Annotated in this window: 12 protein-coding genes; 3 read left to right on the top strand and 9 right to left on the bottom strand. The window is 57.4% G+C overall.

Annotated features, from left to right (window positions below):
- Positions 1–220 precede the first annotated feature (220 nt).
- From ACOZ42_RS12820 to ACOZ42_RS12810, 3 genes are read right to left on the bottom strand one after another with little or no spacing between them, the layout of a single operon-like run.
- The gene (locus ACOZ42_RS12820) at positions 221–1,657 is read right to left on the bottom strand and encodes an efflux transporter outer membrane subunit (protein WP_426345230.1); all 1,437 of its coding nucleotides are present in this window, start codon (positions 1,655–1,657) and stop codon (positions 221–223) included.
- Positions 1,654–4,770, bottom strand: coding sequence for a MexW/MexI family multidrug efflux RND transporter permease subunit (locus ACOZ42_RS12815; RefSeq protein ID WP_131070826.1), 3,117 nt, complete (start codon positions 4,768–4,770; stop codon positions 1,654–1,656). The genes ACOZ42_RS12820 and ACOZ42_RS12815 overlap by 4 nt, the downstream gene beginning before the upstream one ends.
- Positions 4,767–5,840, bottom strand: a complete 1,074-nt coding sequence (locus ACOZ42_RS12810; protein WP_003803190.1) for an efflux RND transporter periplasmic adaptor subunit — start codon at positions 5,838–5,840, stop codon at positions 4,767–4,769. The genes ACOZ42_RS12815 and ACOZ42_RS12810 overlap by 4 nt, the downstream gene beginning before the upstream one ends.
- Before the next feature lie 330 nt (positions 5,841–6,170).
- On the opposite strand from ACOZ42_RS12810, the gene soxR reads away from it, so the two are divergent.
- On the top strand, positions 6,171–6,647 hold the full coding sequence (gene soxR, locus ACOZ42_RS12805) for a redox-sensitive transcriptional activator SoxR (protein WP_003803192.1): 477 nt from the start codon (positions 6,171–6,173) through the stop codon (positions 6,645–6,647).
- On the opposite strand, the gene ACOZ42_RS12800 is transcribed toward soxR, so the two are convergent.
- The 5 genes from ACOZ42_RS12800 to ACOZ42_RS12780 all read right to left on the bottom strand — a co-directional run bounded on the left by ACOZ42_RS12800 (position 6,644) and on the right by ACOZ42_RS12780 (position 12,341).
- Positions 6,644–8,635, bottom strand: a complete 1,992-nt coding sequence (locus ACOZ42_RS12800; RefSeq protein WP_003803194.1) for a BCCT family transporter — start codon at positions 8,633–8,635, stop codon at positions 6,644–6,646. The genes soxR and ACOZ42_RS12800 overlap by 4 nt on opposite strands.
- Before the next feature lie 85 nt (positions 8,636–8,720).
- Positions 8,721–9,587, bottom strand: a complete 867-nt coding sequence (pdxK, locus tag ACOZ42_RS12795) for a pyridoxine/pyridoxal/pyridoxamine kinase (protein WP_003803196.1) — start codon at positions 9,585–9,587, stop codon at positions 8,721–8,723.
- A complete protein-coding gene (locus ACOZ42_RS12790) occupies positions 9,584–10,306 on the bottom strand; it encodes a glutamine amidotransferase (RefSeq protein WP_003803198.1) in 723 nt (240 codons plus the stop codon). The genes pdxK and ACOZ42_RS12790 overlap by 4 nt, the downstream gene beginning before the upstream one ends.
- Before the next feature lie 32 nt (positions 10,307–10,338).
- A complete protein-coding gene (locus ACOZ42_RS12785; protein WP_003803200.1) occupies positions 10,339–11,391 on the bottom strand; it encodes a 2Fe-2S iron-sulfur cluster-binding protein in 1,053 nt (350 codons plus the stop codon).
- Complete coding sequence (locus tag ACOZ42_RS12780) at positions 11,388–12,341, bottom strand: AurF N-oxygenase family protein (RefSeq protein ID WP_003803202.1); 954 nt, start codon at positions 12,339–12,341, stop codon at positions 11,388–11,390. Before ACOZ42_RS12780 ends, ACOZ42_RS12785 begins: the two co-directional genes overlap by 4 nt.
- Before the next feature lie 664 nt (positions 12,342–13,005).
- Here ACOZ42_RS12780 and glyA point away from each other — a divergent pair.
- Entirely contained in the window at positions 13,006–14,301 is a 1,296-nt protein-coding gene (gene glyA / locus ACOZ42_RS12775; protein ID WP_003803204.1) for a serine hydroxymethyltransferase, read from the top strand.
- A gap of 12 nt (positions 14,302–14,313) precedes the next feature.
- On the opposite strand, the gene ACOZ42_RS12770 is transcribed toward glyA, so the two are convergent.
- Positions 14,314–15,819 (bottom strand): PLP-dependent aminotransferase family protein, encoded by a 1,506-nt coding sequence (locus ACOZ42_RS12770; RefSeq protein WP_003803206.1) that lies wholly within the window; start codon positions 15,817–15,819, stop codon positions 14,314–14,316.
- 126 nt (positions 15,820–15,945) lie between these two features.
- On the opposite strand from ACOZ42_RS12770, the gene serC reads away from it, so the two are divergent.
- Positions 15,946–17,028, top strand: coding sequence for a 3-phosphoserine/phosphohydroxythreonine transaminase (gene serC / locus ACOZ42_RS12765; protein ID WP_426345229.1), 1,083 nt, complete (start codon positions 15,946–15,948; stop codon positions 17,026–17,028).
- Positions 17,029–17,091: the final 63 nt, after the last annotated feature.

The following is a 17,091-nucleotide window of genomic DNA, read 5'->3' as shown; positions in this document are numbered from 1 at the left end:
CAGGGGGGCGGGAAGCCTCAAGGAGTGGGACAAGCGCAGCCCTGTTTGCGGGTGTTGTTTTACCTGCCCTTGTGTGGTGTGTGAGCGGCAAGCGCCCGAATCGGCTGATGCAAAACAGCCGTGCGCAGCAGGACGAGTTTCCCCAGGCAGACGCACTGCACACAGACAAAGGGCGGTCTGTCCTTGAGACAGACCGCTCCTGGACCGATCCGGTCTGCCACTACTCCCTTATCGGTGAGGTCGCGACGCCCCAGCCTAGCGCCTGATACAAGGCAATCACGTTCAGATAAGACCCGGTTTCTGCCAGCGCCAGCTCCTGTCGGGTATGGTTCAAGTCGCGCTGATTTTCCAGCACATCCTGATAGGCTCCCGCGCCGATCTCGTAGCGTGTTACGGCACGGGCGTGTGCTTGTTCCAGATGACGCGCGGCGCGGGTCAGACCAAGCAGGCTTTTCTGGTGTTGAGTCAGATGGTGCAAAGCCCCCTGAATTTCTTCCTGAGCCTGCAGCAGGACTTGTTGATAGTGCAGACGGGACTCGTCTGCAAGAGCGCGCATGCCGCGCAAACGAGCTTTGGCATGGCCCAGACGCAAGGCAGGCCATTGCAGGGCGGGCGAGACATCAAAGGCCCGGGCGGCATGACCCAGATCACTGCCCCGCAGAGCGAAAAACCCGATAAAGCCTGCCAGATCCAGACGTGGATACAGCTCTGCTGTTGCTGCGGCCACGTCGTGCGAGCTGGCCAGAATCTCCTGTCGGGCGGCCCGTACGTCAGGCCGGTTAAACAGCAGCGCATTCACATCCCCCAACGGCAGGGCGGCGGCCAACGGGGCTTGCGCACTGGGCAGCGGCGCATCAAGAGCCTGAGCTTTTCCACCGCTTAGCACCTGCATGCGCAAACGGGCTCGTTCGAGCTCGCTGCGCAGTTGGGGCACCACGGCGTTTGCACGCTCCAGACTGGCCTGGGCATTGTCCAGATTCTCGGGCAACTCCCGGCCCAGTGACACGCCAGCTTCTACCAGCCTGATGGTCTGTTCCCAGCTGCGTACATCGTCCTCGGCCAGCGCCAGCCGTCGTTGCAAACCTTGGGCCTGCACATACTGGCGGGCCAGCTCAGCCGCAATGGCCTGGCGAGTCAGGTCCAACTGCGCCGCGCTGGCTTGGCTGCGAGCCTGGGCAGAACGGGCCAATTGTTCCAGGCGGCCGAAAACGTCAATCTCCCAGGAGGTCTGCATGCCCAGTCGCCAATTTTCCTGAACGCCATGATCAATCGACCCGTCTGGTGCAGCAAACTGCGAACCGCTACGGTGATAGTTAGCGTGAGCCGTGACGGCCGGCAGACGGTCGTGCTGACGTTCATCGATCAGGGCGCGGGAGGCTCGCCAGCGAGCCTGCGCCTGGGCAATATCCAGATTGTGATCCAGGGCCTGGGCGATCAGGGCATCCAGTTGCGGGTCCTGCAACAGCGTCCACCAGTTCTTGTCCTGGCTGGCGGGATTGGCAAACTGGCCGCTCCAGATGGTGGCGTCCAGCTGAGGGGTGGCGGGAATGGAGGAGTCCAGCCCCACGGCGCAAGCACTGAGCATCAGGCAGGGGATCATCCACTGTAGAGCACGCGTCAAAGGGGCAAGCGACTGGCGTAAAGTGAGGCGCGTCATGATGCCTGTTCTCCGGTGCAAGAGCGTAGCGCCTGGGCCAGCTCACGTGCCCGAGGAGTGTCGGCCTGATGAGCGTGATTGCGCGCCAGCAAGGTATATAAGGTAGGCAAAATAAACAGGGTAAATACGGTGCCGATCAACATGCCTGAGACCAGTACCACACCCAGACTAAAGCGGCTGTTCGCCCCCGCCCCGGAGGCAAAGAGCAGGGGTATCAAGCCAAAGACCATGGCTGCGGTCGTCATCAGCACAGGGCGCAAGCGAATGCGGGCCGCCTGCAAGATGGCATCGGGTTTGGTCAGCCCTTTTCGGGATTGCAGCTCATTGGCAAACTCCACCATCAGAATGCCGTGCTTGCTGATCAGCCCCACTAGTGTGAGCAGACCGATCTGCGTATAGATATTGAGCGTGCCCAATCCCAGGGCCAAAGGCAGCAGGGCCCCGCACAGGGACAAGGGCACTGTCACCAGAATGAGGATGGGGTCCAACAGGCTTTCGTACTGCGCGGCCAGCACCAGATAAATCACAAGTAGCGCGGCCAGAAAGGCCCAGGCCAACGACTGGCTTTCCTGGGTGAATTGGCGTGATTCCGATTGCCAGTCATGCGTAAAGCCGGCGGGTAGTTGGCGTGCAAGGTCGTCCAGGTACGCGACTGCCTGCCCCAGGGTGACGCCAGGGGCTGGAATGGCCTGCAGTGTGGCCGAGTTTTGCTGGTTGAACTGGCGCAGGCTGTTCGGTTCCACTTCGCTTTGGATTTGAACCATGGTCGACAAGGGCACCAGCTCGCCATTGGCACTGCTTACAAACTGGCGTGTCAGGGCTTGAGCCGTCAGGCGCAGTTCACGCTGGCTTTGCGGAATGACGTCGTACGAGCGGCCATCCAGCGAGAAGCGATTCAGGTAGTTTTCGCCGACCAGCACGGCCAGCGAGTCGGCAATGTCACGCAGGCTGATGCCCATGCTGGCCGCCTTGCTACGATCGATTTCGAGACGGGCAACCGGCTTGTTATAGTCCAGGTCGCTATCGACCACGACGAACAGGCCACTGTCACGGGCTTGCTGCTTCACCCATTCCATCGTGTCGTACACCGTGCGGTAGTCGCCGGGACTGCGCAGTACCAGCTGCACCGGCAGACCCCCGCTGGAACCGGGCAAGGGGGCGAGCTGGAACGCGAAGATACTGCTGCCTGCAATCTGGCTGACGCGAGCTTGCAGTTCTTCCTGAACCTCGCTGGCATTGCGTTCGCGTGCGCCCCAGTCTTTCAGGTTGATTCCGCCAAAGCTGGCGGCTGGGCCGTCTGTTCCCATAATCAGCCACGTGCTCTCGGTTTCGGCGATGGCACGATAAATGTCATCCAGCTGTTTACCATCGCGCTGGGCATAAGCCAGGTTGGCGTTCTGGGGGGCTTTGACAGCGGTGAGCACGCTGGCCTGATCCTCAACCGGCGCCAGTTCGCTGTGCGTCATTTGATAGAGCACCGGCAGGCTGATGAAGATCACCAGGGCGACGGTCACGCTAAGCCAGCGGTGACGTAAGGAATACGCTAATAAACGGCCATACCGGACCGATAGGGCGTTGAAAAATCGTGCGGCCAGATGGGCCATGCGGCCTTCCTCTTGTTGCGCGGGTAGCAGTAAAGAGCTCATGACCGGGGACAGGGTCAAGGCCACTACCCCGGACACCAGCACTGCGCCCGCCAGGGTCAGGGCGAACTCTTTGAAAAGTGCGCCAGTCAATCCGCCCATCAGGCCAATCGGGGCATAGACGGCGGCCAGCGTCAGGGTCATGGCAATGACCGGGCCCGCAACTTCACGCGCGCCCAGCAGGGCGGCCACTACGGGCGAGCGTCCCGCCGCAATATGTCGGTGTACGTTTTCCACCACCACAATGGCATCGTCCACCACAAGGCCAATAGCCAGTACCATGGCCAGCAAGGTCAGCAGGTTGAGGCTAAAGCCAAACGCCAGCATCAGAGCAGCGGCCCCCAACATGGACAGAGGAATGGTGGCCAGCGGAATCAGCACGCTTCGCAAGGAGCCCAGGCACAGGTAAATCACCAACACCACGATCAGCATGGCTTCCGTCAGGGTTTTGAGTACCTCATCAATAGAGGCCTGAATAAAGCGTGCTGTTTCAAACGCCAGGGCCACTTCCACGCCCGGCGGCAAGGTGGCTTCAATGGCAGGCAGACGCTCTCGAATGCCGTCCACAATGCGCAGGGGGTTGCCGCCGGGCGTCGGGAACAAACCCAGGTGAACCGCCGGCAGGCCATCCATCAGGGCGCTGGTTTCGCGTGTCGCCGCGCCCAGCTCCACCGTGCCCACATCGCGCAGTCGCACCAAGGAGGTGCCGTCCTCACGCACGATCAGGTCCTGAAATTCGGCCACGCTGGTCAGGTCGGAGTTGAGCTGGATGGTGCTGAGCACATGTTGACCTTTGACCATGCCGGGGGCGGCCTGATAGTTGTTGGCACGCACGGCCTGGGCAATATCGGCCGCCGTCAGGCCATAGCCAGCCATGCGGTCCGAGTCCAGCCACAGGCGCATGGCCAGTTTCTGACCACCAAAGGTCTGAATTTTGGCCACCCCGTCAATGGTGGAGAACATGGGTTCCACCACGCGAGACAGATAATCGTTCAGTTCCGGGATGGAGAGTGAGGTTGTGGAAAAGCCCACATATGCGACGGCGGTGGAGTCGCCGGAGGAGCGCTCGATAACCGGGTCATACGCCCCTTCGGGCAAGCGATAACGTACCTGGCTGACTTTGCTCATGACCTCTGTGAGAGCTTGGGTGGAATCGCGATTCAGTGCCATGCGCAAGCTCACGACACTGCGGCTTTGCACGGAGCTGGAGGACAGATAATCGACCCCTTCGACCGAGGCCAGGGCCTGGGCAATTGGTTGCGTGATAAAGCCTTGCATCAGCTGCGCAGAGGCGCCAGGGTATTCGGTGGTAATCGTGATGGTGGAGTTCTCCAGCAGGGGATACTGCCGGATCGGCAGCTTGTTCAGGGAGAACAGACCCACCATCAACAGCAAAGCGCTGACCACCAGGGCCAGGACCGGGCGCCGCACGAACAAATCGGTAAAACCGGGACGGGAAGCGGTATTCATACAGGCTCCTTGCGCTGGGCAGTTTGTACCGTGGAGCCGTCCTGGATCTTGATCTGTCCGGCGCTCACCACCCGATCACCTTCTTTCAGACCATCCGTGATCTCGACGCGCTCATCCCATTGCTCGCCAGTTTGCACTGCCACACGTTTGACTTGCCACAAGCCTTGGCTGGCCGGGGAGGCGACAAAAACGGTCTGACCGTAGGCCGTATAGGTCAGCGCTGTTTCAGGCACGGTCAGCACGGAAGACGGCGCGGGGCGCTTCAGTTGTACTCGGGCATACATCCCTGCCTTGAGGCGCCGCTCTGGATTGGGCAGCAGTGCTTGCAAGCGCACCGTGCGCGAGTCGCCGATCAGCGGGTCGATGGCGCTGATTTGCGCCTGGAAGTGTTCGCCCGGCCAGGCATCAAGCTGCACCTGCAGTTGTTGGCCGACGCTCAAGTCAGGCAGGCTGTGTTCCGGAACCGTCAGGTTGATTCGCAAGCGGCTATCGTCGACCAGGCTGGCGATAGGCTGGCCAGGTTGCAGATAATGGCCCTGATGCAAGTGGGTAATGCCTATCTGGCCCGAAAACGGAGCATTGACCTGCTTCAAACCCAAAGCGGCTTGTTGGTACTGCAACTGTGCCTGTGCCATCGCATGATCTGCCTGCGCCTGGTCCAGTTGTTCCTGGGTGGCCGCCTGCTGCTCTTTCAGCTTGCGCACTCGCATGAGCTGGATCGCGGTCTGTTTGACCTTTGCCTGCTCACGATGCACACCGGCCTGTTCGAGCTCATCATCGAGCAGGAGCAAGGGCTGACCTGTCTGAACCGCTTGTCCTGAGGCGAATTCAATCTTGCGGATGCGCCCGCTGGTCTGTGCACTGAGCAACACTTGTTGCCAGGCTTCCAGCGTACCGACTGCATGTAAAAGACGAGGGGGGATCTGGGATTGCACGCTGGACAGTTCGACGACGGCAGGCGGGTAGCCCCCGGTAGACTGGGTTTGTTCCGTGGCTGGGAGCAGCCGCCAGCTCAATACCCCCAGGCTGGTTAGAACGACAATCATGATTCCGATGCGACGTGAACTCATGCGCTTTGCCCTCCTGCCTGGTGCTCCCGCCACAGCGGCTGTCTGGGTGGATGCGTCCGTCCGGATCGTTGGTCCCGTTGTGCCCAGTCCTCGGGTTTGAAAGAGGTGGCGCGCACAAGCGGTTTGCAGGGCGGGGAGAACACGATGGCAATGAGCGCGCTTAGCGTAGACATGCCGGGCCGCATGCAGACTAACGGTCTGGCAAACAGGGTCCAGAAAAGGGAAAGCATGGCAGGTTCCTGTGACGACAAAAAGGCAGCCGACATGGCTTGCCTTAACTAGGGACCTGGACTATAAAACCTCAAGTTAACTTGAGGTCAAGGGGCCGAAATGGAAAAAACAGTCGATCCCAGCCGTACCCTGACGGTGGGGGAAGTGGCCAGACGCAGCGGCGTGCCTGTCTCCACCGTGCATTTTTACGAGTCTAAAGGCTTGATTGCCAGCACGCGCAACAGTGGAAACCAGCGCCGCTTTGATTCAGTGGTGCTGCGCTATATTGCGATTATCAAAGTCGCCCAGCGCACCGGCATTCCGCTGGACGAAATCCGCGATGCCTTGCGTGGCTTGCCGGCGGGCAGCAAGCCCAACGCACAGCAATGGCAAGCCATGTCGCGCCGCTGGAAAGACAGTTTGAATGAGCGTATTGAACAGTTGACGCGTCTGCGAGATGAGCTGATGCATTGCATTGGCTGTGGGTGCCTGTCGATGAATGAATGCCCGTTGCGCAATCCGGCTGACATTTTGGGCCAGCAAGGGCCCGGTCCCCAGATTCTGGAAAGAAAGCTGGAGACCGGCGTAGCGTCTTAGCTCGGGTCGGGCGACTGCGCGTAAAGCGCCGTTGCCTCCGAGGTAACCAGGGCCTGGTAGCGCTCGAAATGGTTCAGGATATCGTTGATGACCTGGCTGGAAGACAGCCCCATCAGGTCGTAACCCCGACTGCCATCGGCAAACACCGTGCGCACCTGCCATTCCTGAGGGCGGGTCTGCTCGTTACGGGCGGCCGCCGCGGTGAAACTGGCGACGCGGCGCGCACGCAGTTCCACCCCATAGACGAAGTTGCGCTGGTTATCGGCCTGAATCGTCAACTGGGCCGTGTCTGCTTCGCCGGTTTCCAGGTTGACATTCAGGTTTCGCTTGCCCAGTTCCTCTGCCACAGCCTGCAAGGCGGGAATGACAGTGTCAGCCAGAAAACGACGGGCGTCGCGCTGATTAGGGGTGTGCAGGATGGTGGAAAGGCGCCGTCGCCAGGACACCTCCGAGCCAGGCGCCGGGCCGGACAGTGGGCCTTGACGACGTAGTCTGGACATATCCGCCTTCATGCCTTTGAACAGCCCCAAAATCAACAGGAACATGATGATGGCAAAAGGCAGGGCACTGACCAGAGTCACGGTTTGCAAAGCGGTCAGACCACCAGCCAGCAAGAGCAGGGAAGCGGCGGTGCCTTCCAGGGCGCACCAGTAAATGCGTTGCCAGACGGGGGCATCTTCCACCCCACCGGCGGCCAGAGTGTCGATAACCAGGGAGCCCGAGTCGGCTGAGGTCACAAAGAAAATGGCTACCAGAATAATTGCCAAGGTCGAGGTGACATTGGACCAGGGCAGGTATTCCAGAAACTCGAACAGGGCCACTGAGGCATTTGCAGCAGCATCCTGGGCCAGCTGGCCAGCGGCCACACCCATGTCCAGAAAGATGGCGGTATTGCCAAAGACGGTCATCCAGAAGAAGGTAAACACCGTGGGCACCAGCAATACGCCCAGCACGAATTCGCGGACGGTACGACCACGGGAAATACGGGCGATAAACATGCCTACAAAGGGTGACCACGCAATCCACCAGGCCCAGTAAAACAGTGTCCAGGCCTTCATCCAGCTTTGCCCGCGGAATGCTTGTGTACTGAATGAGCGCGCAAAAAAGTTATCGAGATAACCGCCGATATTCTGTACAAAAGCATTCATCAAAAAGGCCGTCGGGCCCACAAAGAGCACAAACAGCATCAGGGCAACGGCAACCAGCAGATTCAATTCAGAGAGCCGGCGTATACCTACATCCAGTCCACTGACAACGGACAGGGTGGCCAAGGCGGTAACCACCACAATCAGAACAATTTGCAGCCAGGTTTCCTGAGGCCAGCCAAATAAATGTTCCAGGCCAGCGTTGATTTGCAGCACCCCAAGGCCCATGGACGTTGCGATACCGAACAAGGTGCCGCAGACGGCAAAGATATCGACGCTGTCGCCAATCCAGCCCTCAATGCGTTTGCCAAACAAGGGATAGAGTCCCGAGCGAATGGTCAGGGGCAGGTTATAGCGAAAGCAGAAATAGGCCAGGGATAAACCCACAACCGCGTAAACGGCCCATGCATGAACGCCCCAGTGAAAAAAGGTGATGATCTGCGCCTGATGTGCCGCCTCGACGGTGCTGGCCAGGCCCGAGGGTGGGGCCGAGAAGTGTTGCAGCGGCTCGGCCACGGCAAAGAACATCAGGCCAATGCCCATGCCTGCTGCAAACAGCATGGCCATCCAGGTCAGGTACGGGTAGTCGGGTTCCGAATCATCCGGCCCCAATTTCAGATTGCCATACCGGCTCAAGGCCAGGTAGACCACGGCAAAGAAAAACAGGGCCACAGCCAGGATATAAAACCAGCCGAAACTTTTAATGACCCAGTTTTGTAGCTGTTCAAAAATAAGTGCGGCGTCTTTAGGGAAAATAATTCCGATCAGCAAGAAGATCAGGACGATAAAGGTCGATCCCCAGAACACCCGTGGATGTAGCGTGCTTTTAAAAGGCAGCCCCATGTCATGCTCCGTTTGTAACTAAGAGGGCACAGCTTAACGAGAACGACTGCCGCTTGAAAGGTTTGTTAGATTAGGAAATATTTGCTCAGGGTCGGAAAGGATCTATTGGCAAAATGAGTTCCTGGTGTCCGGCCTGCCGGGTCAACTCCAGCTGATGCAGCACACTGGCGCTGGCTGTATGCACGGCCGAATGCAGGTCTGCGCCCAGGATCAGATGGGCGAGCAAGGTCGAGGCAAACAGATCGCCGGTGCCTTTGGCGGCGCAGTCGACGCGGGGGTGACCCAGCAAGGTGTCGGCGCGGGGCTCTTTGCGGGCCATTAACAGTTTGATCTGCCCATCCTGCCAGGATTGGGGAGCAGCACTGGTGGCAATGACCCACTCCGTGCGACCGTTAAGCAGTTTGTGCGCGGCGCTGGAGCTGGCCTGAACGGTATCGCAGGGCTGTTGGGCCAACAGGGACAGTTCGTAGTTATTCGGGGTCAGACCATTGGCCAGTGGCAGCAAGGTGTCGTGGTAGCTGTCGATTAGTGCCGGGTCCACATAGACGCCCACATCCAGGTCGCCCATGACAGGGTCGACGATGACGAGTACATCCGGGTGTTGGCGCAGCAAGGTTTGGAGCCAGTGCGCAATGATGACGGCCTGTTGGGCACTGCCCAGATAGCCGATCAGGACCGCGCGCACCTGGTCCAGAGCACCGCGTAACACCAGGTCGTTCAAGAATCCTTCCAGCCACTCGTCGGGCACGGCGCCGCCATGGACGGTTGGATACTGGGGATTATTGCTCAGGAGCACAGTCGGAACGGTCGCCACCTTAAAGCCGTATCGGCGCAAGGTCGGGCCGGCAACATTGTTGCCCACCCGACCGTAAACCACTTGGGACTGAATGGAAACGACATCCACATGGTAGGGATGTCGTTCCCGATCAACAAACGTTACCGCATTGTTCATGCAGCACAATCGGCTTTGTCGGCTTGCTTGAGTTGGCTGAGCCAACTGTTGAGAACCGTAGCGGCAGCGGCATGCAGGCGTTTCTGTACTGCCATGGCCTCCAGGCGCAGCATTTGCGGATCGATGTCAGCGTGTCCTAGCTCATTGGCATGACCGACCAGCCAGCGCTCCAGCTTGCTGGTGTCGGCTTCCAGGTGAAATTGCAGGCCCAGGACTTGAGTGCCGAAGGAAAAGGCCTGGTTCTGGCCTACATCGGTACTGGCCAGATGAACGGCGCCATCCGGAATGTCGAACTGATCCCCATGCCAGTGCAAAACGGGAATGCCACTGATGGCGGCCAAAGGCGACTCCTTGCCTGCCTCGCTCAGTTTCAGAGGAGAGAAACCGATTTCCTTGACACCTAGCGGGTAGACATTGGCGCCCAGCGCGCGCGCAATCAATTGTGCGCCCAGGCAAATGCCCAGCAGGGGCTTGCCAGCCAGCAGGAACTTGTGGATCAGTTCCAGCTCATCGCTCAGAAAGGGGTAGATTTTTTCGTCGTAAGCGCCGATCGGCCCGCCCAATACCACCAGCAGGTCCGCATCCTGTGCTCCCAAGTGACGCACAGACTCGACGGAAGGGTCAATATAGTGAACTTGGTAGCCCTGCTCGATCAGAACAGGCTCCAGCGTGCCCAAGTCCTCAAAATGAATATGACGCAGTGCGATGACTTTCTTCATAAGGTTTTCTTTCAGTCCAGAGGGTAAGGATGTCAGCTCGTGGTGCCGATGTCTACATTCATGGCACCCGATAGCGGGAAGGTGCAACATGCCAGAGCATGGCCCTGCGCCTTGTCCTGATCGCTCAGGCAAAAGTCAGGTTCAGAGCGGTATTCGCCCTCCGAGATCTGTACCCGGCACGCGCCGCAAATGCCCGACCTACATTGGCTGCGAATGGGTACATCGGCTGCTTCCAGCATTTCCAGCAGGCTGCTGCCCGGTTCGGGCGAGAGTGTTTGTCCGGTACTGCGTACATTGATCTGCAAGGGGGCGCTGCCAGCTGCAGGCTGGATCTCTGCGGCCGAGCTGGCCGGCGGGGAGAACGCCTCGATCAACATATGCGAGATGGGGTGTGCCTGTTTGGTGTATTCGCGCAGGGCTTGAGCAAAGCCGTGGCTGCCGCAAATGACGACGGCCTGCGGATCTTTTAGTTGCTCCATATTTTCAAAGGAGGGGCGTCCCACCTTGAAATGAGCGCTTTCACGGATTTTTTCCTGCGTGACAAACACCGTCAGCGTGAACCAGCTGCTGGTCAGATCCAGTTGCAATAGTTCATGCAAAAAGGGAATGTCGGCAATACGGGCAATACTGAGCAGCAAATGTACTTGTGGTACTGGCAAGCCGTCCTGGGCTCGCGCCGCCAGTTCACGCAGCAAGGCAATGGGCAGGGTAATGCCAATGCCGCCAGCGATCATGGCGATACGCTCATAACCGACAATAGAATCTACCGAAATCTCGCCTGCCACATACTGCAGGGGCACGCTCATGCCCTCGCGCAACGTGGCGTGCAAATGATCGGAGACGCTATTGCGGCCCGAACCTTTGACAGCAATTTCAATCAGGTCTGGATCGGCCACGCGAGTGATCGAATACATACGCTGTTGAATCGTGCCACCGGTATCGGGGTAGCTCAGGGCGACATGCTTGCCGGCCCGCAAGGCGCTCAGAAAATCGAAATGCTTACTTTGCACGCGCAAGGTGAACACTTTGACGTTTCCGGCCTCGGGGCGAACGGTCTCGCAGCGCGCCTGAATCATGGCTGTCATTGCAGCGCCTCCTGTTGCTCGTCTTGGGCCTGTGCCTGCCCCGATTTGCTGTTCAAACCAATGCGCTCGATCAGGCTTTCAACCGAACCGGTGTACACGCCAATTTCGTTGGAATCGCCGGTGTCGTGCAAAATGTCGCGTGCATTGGGGAAGTTCACCATGGAGAACACTTTTTCCCAGGCGCCCATTTCGTTGTTGGCGAACATTTCCACGGTGCGCAGGATAACGGCACGCATATGCTCACGCTCTTTCTGGCTCAGACCGTGAATGATGTCCGAGGCGACAAAGCTGAACACGCTGGAGTGGCTCCACTCGTCCATGGCGTGCGTGCGGGTCACTTCATGGCAGATAGTCTGGATGCTCTTGTCCTCAGCCATGGTCTTGAGGTAGTCGGTAATCAGGGTTTCGGACGCGCAGGCAATGGCAAAGCGGGTCAGGCGACGCTCGGATTCAGAACTGCACTGGCTCAGGATGTCGTTGCGCCATTGCACCAGGTTGAAGTTGGTGAAATCCAAAGGTTGCAGACCGCGCATGGAATAGATGTAGTTGCATGCCATGATGGACATGCGGGTGTGCAGGGCTTCATCCAGCAAGGCCTGGGACATCACATCCTGCAGCAGATTGCGGTTGGCGCTCGGTGGCGGCGTCTTGATGATGTCTTCGCAGGACGGAGTGACGACGTTGCACTCCACATAAATGGTCTTGAGGTTGTAGATCCCCCAAGCGTAAGACAGACACTGCGATTTCAATTCCTCAGGTGCTTCCAGCCAGGCCTGGTGCTCACGGAAAGGCAGCAGACATTCGCTGAAATCGGCCTTGTTCGGATCGAATGCCAAATTGTTGTAGTCCGGCAGCTCCTGATTGACCGCCGCCCGGTTTTTCCAAAGTACAGACAGCTTTTGCAGCATATTACGTACAGCATCATCGGTTTCGTAGCTTTTGATAGTCATTTCAAACTTCCTTGCTGTTGGTTGCGATCCGTTCGAAATGAACAGATCGTTTTGTTATTCCACCTGTCTCTATTTCCGAATGGAAATTCGCAGGCTTAAAAGGATTTGCTGCTCTTTCAGCCCGGTTTCAAAAAAAGCCCGTTACCGGGTCTTTAGGAACCTTGCAAGATCAGCGCGGTTGAACTGCCGTTAAAGCAATGGCGTTTCCTGTGGTTATGGGAAAACTGGGGATGGTTTTAATGCGCAGATTGAAAAGAGTGATAATCTGTTTGAGCGTTTAGAAGTATGGGCATTGAGTATTCGTTGGCTGCATTCTAATGATCCTATGACAATAAATGACAGACCATTTTCAGGCTATTTAACAGACCACTTAAGAATAAAAATTTGATTTCTGTTTTAATTCTTGACTGAAATAATCGGGATTGGCTTTCTTGCTGTGTTTCAAGGGATTTTTAATTCTTTATGCCTTGAATGTTTATCCGGACAATAATGATTAAAAGTGGTCTGGTGAATTAATTTTTAATGGACTGTTTGATTGGACGATAAACAGAATAGGATGTTTATCTTTCGCCCTGGAAAACGACATGCCCGGGCTTGCCCTTTTGTCTCGTGACTGAAAAACGGTCGCGACCGTCAAGGGGCTTATATCTAAACAGGAACTCCCATGAAGAGTCTTGCCGGTGGCGACACCTCCCACCTGCCTGTGGTGGGTTCGCAATTTCTACAGCAAAGCGATCGCAATCTTTGGGACATCATCGAGGCCGAGCGACGCCGACAGCAGCACACCATTGAGCTGATTGCTTCGGAGAATTACCTGAGCCGATCCGTTCTGGACGTACAGGGGTCCTTGCTGAGCAACAAGCAGGCGCAGGGATACCCAGGGCAACGGATTTATGGCGGGTGCGAACAGGCCGACCAAACCGAAGAGCTGGCTATCGAGCGGGCCAAGTCGGTGTTCGGGGCGGCGTTTGCCAATGTCCAGGCCCACTCGGGCAGCCAGGCCAATCTGGCGGTCTATCTGGCCCTGCTCTCGCCGGGTGATACTATTTTGGCGCTGGATCAAAGTGCCGGCGGCCATATCAGTCACGGCTCGCATGTGAATGTTTCGGGGCGCTGGTTTCAGACCTGTTCTTATGGTGTGGATCGCCAGACCCAGTGGGTGGACATGGACGAGGTGCGTGCTTTGGCTCACAAGGAGCGTCCTCGCCTGATCATCGCGGGTGGCTCCTCCTATTCACGGACGCCCGATTTTGCCGAGTTCAGAACGATTGCCAACGAGGTCAATGCATATCTGATGGTGGATCTGGCTCATAGCGCCGGACTGGTGGCGGCGGGCTTGATGGAGTCGCCCGTACCGCATGCCCATGTGACCACTTTTTCCACGCATGGCACTTTACGCGGTCCCCGAGGTGGCATCATTTTATGTAATGAGCCCAAGTTGGCGGAGCGTCTGAGTCAGGCTGTGTATCCGGGCCTGCAGGGTGGGCCTTTGCTGAACATTATGGCGGCCAAGGCAGTGGCACTGGGAGAGGCAATGAGCCCTGCCTATAAAGCCTATGCACAGGCGGTCATCATCAATGCGCGCAGTTTGTGCCGCCGATTGGCTGAAGGTGGCCTGACTGTGGTGTCGGGAGGCACGGACTGCCACTTTGGCGTGGTGGATCTGCGCCCCTGGGAGTTGTCCGGGCCCTTGGTAGAACGGGCCTTGGCGCAGTTGGGTATCAGCTTGAGCAAACATCGTGTGCCGTATGAGCAGGCTCATGCGGCCTATTCCGGCATACGGGTGGGGAGCGGCGCCTGTACGACCCGGGGGCTGGGGGAGGATGACTTCAAGGAAATTGGCGACATGATTCTGGCGTTGCTGGGCGGCGTGCGCAGCGGTGCTCGCAGCGCGCGCACCGAAAATGCCATTTTAGAAGGGGTAGCCGATCTGAACCGGCGATATCCCCTTGCATATTGACTGCAGCCTGGCTCAACCCTTGCCCTGACGCAAGGCGTTGGCCAGACGCAACATGGCGGATTCAATCTCGTAGGCCGTCAAGGATGCATAGCCCAGTAGCCACCCCTGTTGTTTTTCCTCACCAATATACAGCCGGCTCAAACCGGGTAGCTGTACGCCAGCGCTTAGGGCGCGGCGCAAGGTGTGTTCTTCCGACCAGCCGGGCTCAAGGAAACAGGGTATCTGCAAGCCGCCCTCAGGTCTGGCGGCGCGCACAATACCTTGAAGATGTTGTTCAATGGCCTCCAGCATGATCTCCCGACGCCCCGTGTACAGCTTGCGCATGGCCCGGATGTGCGAGTTGTAGTGGCCGTCTTCCATGAAACGCGCCAGGGTCAGCTGCAGTATCTGGGGAGTGTGCCCATCCATGATGCTGCGGGCTTGTGTAAAGGGTTTGACCAGCTCCGGCGGCAGAGCCATATACCCCATGCGCAGCCCCGGATAGAGCGTTTTGCTGAACGTGCCCAGGTAAATCGTACGCTGATACTTGTCCAGACCCTGCACGCAGGCGGTGGGCAGGCCGTCATAATGAAACTCGCTGTCGTAGTCGTCTTCCAGAATCCAGCGGCCATTTTCGGCCGCCCAGCGTATCAGTTCCAGGCGACGTTCCAGTGAAAGGGTCGCCCCTGTTGGGTACTGATGGGAGGGGGTGACATAAATGCAGTTTGCACCGCTGCGGTCTTCATGCAAAAGCTCGGTGCGCAGGCCCTGTTCGTCCACCCCAATAGGTACGACACGGGCTTCGGCCGCTTCAAAGGCCTTGCGCGCGCCGAAGTAACCTGGATTCTCAACCAGAATGGGCTTGCCCGCATCGACCAGCAGTTGCGCACACAGGAACAGAGCTTGGCGCGTACTGCTCAAAATCAGAATCTGATCCGCGGATACCTTGGCGCCTCGTTCCAGATTCAGGTATACGGCAATCGCTTTGCGCAAGGACTCGGTGCCCTGGGGATCACCATGTAGCAGGATGTTGGCGCGAAAGTCCTTCATGGCCTGACGCTGCAGGCGCTCCCAGACATCGGTCGGAAAGTTGCGGGTTTCAGGCAAGCCGGTGGCAAAGGCCTTGATGGTTTGCTGATCGGCAATACCGCCACTTTCAAATACGGCGCGGCCCCGGCGGCTCAAGCCGGTACCCGGTTCCATGACGCTGCGTTTCAGATCCTGGGCCTTGATGCGCCGGTAGGCGCTGCCTCGCAGCTCGGTTCCCACGGATTCAGAGACATAACTGCCCGAACCTTCACGTCGCACGATAAAGCCGTCGCGGTGGAGTTGGACATAGGCGTTCTCGACGGTATCGCGCGCCATGCTCAATGATTTGGCCAGTGAGCGCGTGGCAGGCAGCTTGACTCCGGGACCCAGAGCGCCATCCAGAATCAGCGCCCGTAGGGCACGTTGAATACGCTGGTGAAGATCCAGGGATTGAAGTTCGTCATCGTTAAGACGCATTTTCAAGGTGTCCAGTTCAAACGAACGCGTCATGCGGTCTGCTCCAGAGAAGATTAATGGTCTGACTAGTCAGACCATTGTGCTCGTAGACTTGATTGTCGTTGCCGAAATAGGGGGGGCCTGTTCCGGCGTTCAGGTTTGTACAGGATCTCAGCAAGTATGTCCCGACCCTTTAATTTCAGCGCAGGGCCCAGCGCCTTGCCGATCGATGTTCTCTTGCAAGTGCGCGATGAACTGCTCGATTTTGCCGGCACGGGGGTATCCGTGATGGAAATCAGCCATCGCTCCCAGCCCTTTATGGATTTTGCCCACGCGACTGACGCCGCGGTGCGTCGCGTTCTGGCAGTTCCATCGGACTATCATGTGTTGCTCCTGCAAGGGGGGGCGTATCTGCAGTTTTCTCAAATTCCGATGAACCTGTTTCATAAAACAAACACAGCGGACTATATACACACGGGCTTGTGGTCGGAGCAAGCGGCTAATGCCGCCAGGCAATATGGGATTGTGCGAACCATTGCCAGTTCTCATGAAACTGGATTTGATCGTGTTCCTGAAATTAATGAATCTCATATTAATCTGGATGCGGCTTACTTGCATTACACGGAGAATGAAACTGCACAGGGCTTGCAATTTTCAAAACCACCCATTTCGTCTATTCCATTAGTGTGTGATGCCTGCTCCAGCCTGATGTCCAAGCCGATTGACATTGCCGCACATGATTTGGTTTATGCCTCAGCCCAGAAAAATATGGGTATTGCCGGTGTCACGCTCGTATTGCTCAATCCTGCTATTTTAGACAAGCCTTTGGCTGCAACGCCACAGGCGTTGGATTTTTCCATTCAGGCAAAAAAGCAGTCCCTGTTAAATACTCCTTCCACGTTTTCCTGGTATGTGATGGGCTTGATGATGGAGTGGATTGAACGTACGGGTGGAATAGAAGTGCTGCATGAAATCAATAAGAAAAAGTCACGCCATCTTTATAACGTGATTGATGGCAGTAATGGTTTCTATATCAATCATGTTTTGCCTGATTATCGATCTATCAATAATGTTCCTTTTCATATTTTCGAAAGAAATTTGGAGGATCTATTTGTTCGGGAAGCGCAGGAAAACGGATTTCATGGTTTGAAGGGCCATCAGTCGACTGGGGGCTTGCGCGCCAGCATTTACAACGCCGTCACCCTGGATGCGGTACAGGAGCTGGCGCTGTTCATGCGCGAATTCGTGCGCACGCACGGTTAAGGGCGATGCCCGCCTCTCAGAGCGGCCAGGCAGGTGGCTGCGATTTGACCTAAGATTTTTTAA

This window comes from Alcaligenes sp. HNGD-HTN06, from assembly GCF_049932565.1.
GTDB classification, from domain to species: Bacteria; Pseudomonadota; Gammaproteobacteria; order Burkholderiales; family Burkholderiaceae_B; genus Alcaligenes; species Alcaligenes ammonioxydans.
The sequence above is the reverse complement of the archived record's forward strand: the minus strand, read 5'-3'. Positions and strand labels throughout refer to the sequence as shown.

Bases quoted from the DNA above. Each gene is read 5' to 3' on its own strand.
- soxR (WP_003803192.1), top strand. From the start codon at position 6,171: ATGGAAAAAACAGTCGATCCCAGCCGTACCCTGACGGTGGGGGAAGTG.
- ACOZ42_RS12770 (WP_003803206.1), bottom strand. From the start codon at position 15,819: ATGACGCGTTCGTTTGAACTGGACACCTTGAAAATGCGTCTTAACGAT.
- glyA (WP_003803204.1), top strand. From the start codon at position 13,006: ATGAAGAGTCTTGCCGGTGGCGACACCTCCCACCTGCCTGTGGTGGGT.
- pdxK (WP_003803196.1), bottom strand. From the start codon at position 9,587: ATGAACAATGCGGTAACGTTTGTTGATCGGGAACGACATCCCTACCAT.
- ACOZ42_RS12820 (WP_426345230.1), bottom strand. From the start codon at position 1,657: ATGACGCGCCTCACTTTACGCCAGTCGCTTGCCCCTTTGACGCGTGCT.
- ACOZ42_RS12790 (WP_003803198.1), bottom strand. From the start codon at position 10,306: ATGAAGAAAGTCATCGCACTGCGTCATATTCATTTTGAGGACTTGGGC.
- ACOZ42_RS12815 (WP_131070826.1), bottom strand. From the start codon at position 4,770: ATGAATACCGCTTCCCGTCCCGGTTTTACCGATTTGTTCGTGCGGCGC.
- serC (WP_426345229.1), top strand. From the start codon at position 15,946: ATGTCCCGACCCTTTAATTTCAGCGCAGGGCCCAGCGCCTTGCCGATC.
- ACOZ42_RS12780 (WP_003803202.1), bottom strand. From the start codon at position 12,341: ATGACTATCAAAAGCTACGAAACCGATGATGCTGTACGTAATATGCTG.
- ACOZ42_RS12800 (WP_003803194.1), bottom strand. From the start codon at position 8,635: ATGGGGCTGCCTTTTAAAAGCACGCTACATCCACGGGTGTTCTGGGGA.
- ACOZ42_RS12785 (WP_003803200.1), bottom strand. From the start codon at position 11,391: ATGACAGCCATGATTCAGGCGCGCTGCGAGACCGTTCGCCCCGAGGCC.
- ACOZ42_RS12810 (WP_003803190.1), bottom strand. From the start codon at position 5,840: ATGAGTTCACGTCGCATCGGAATCATGATTGTCGTTCTAACCAGCCTG.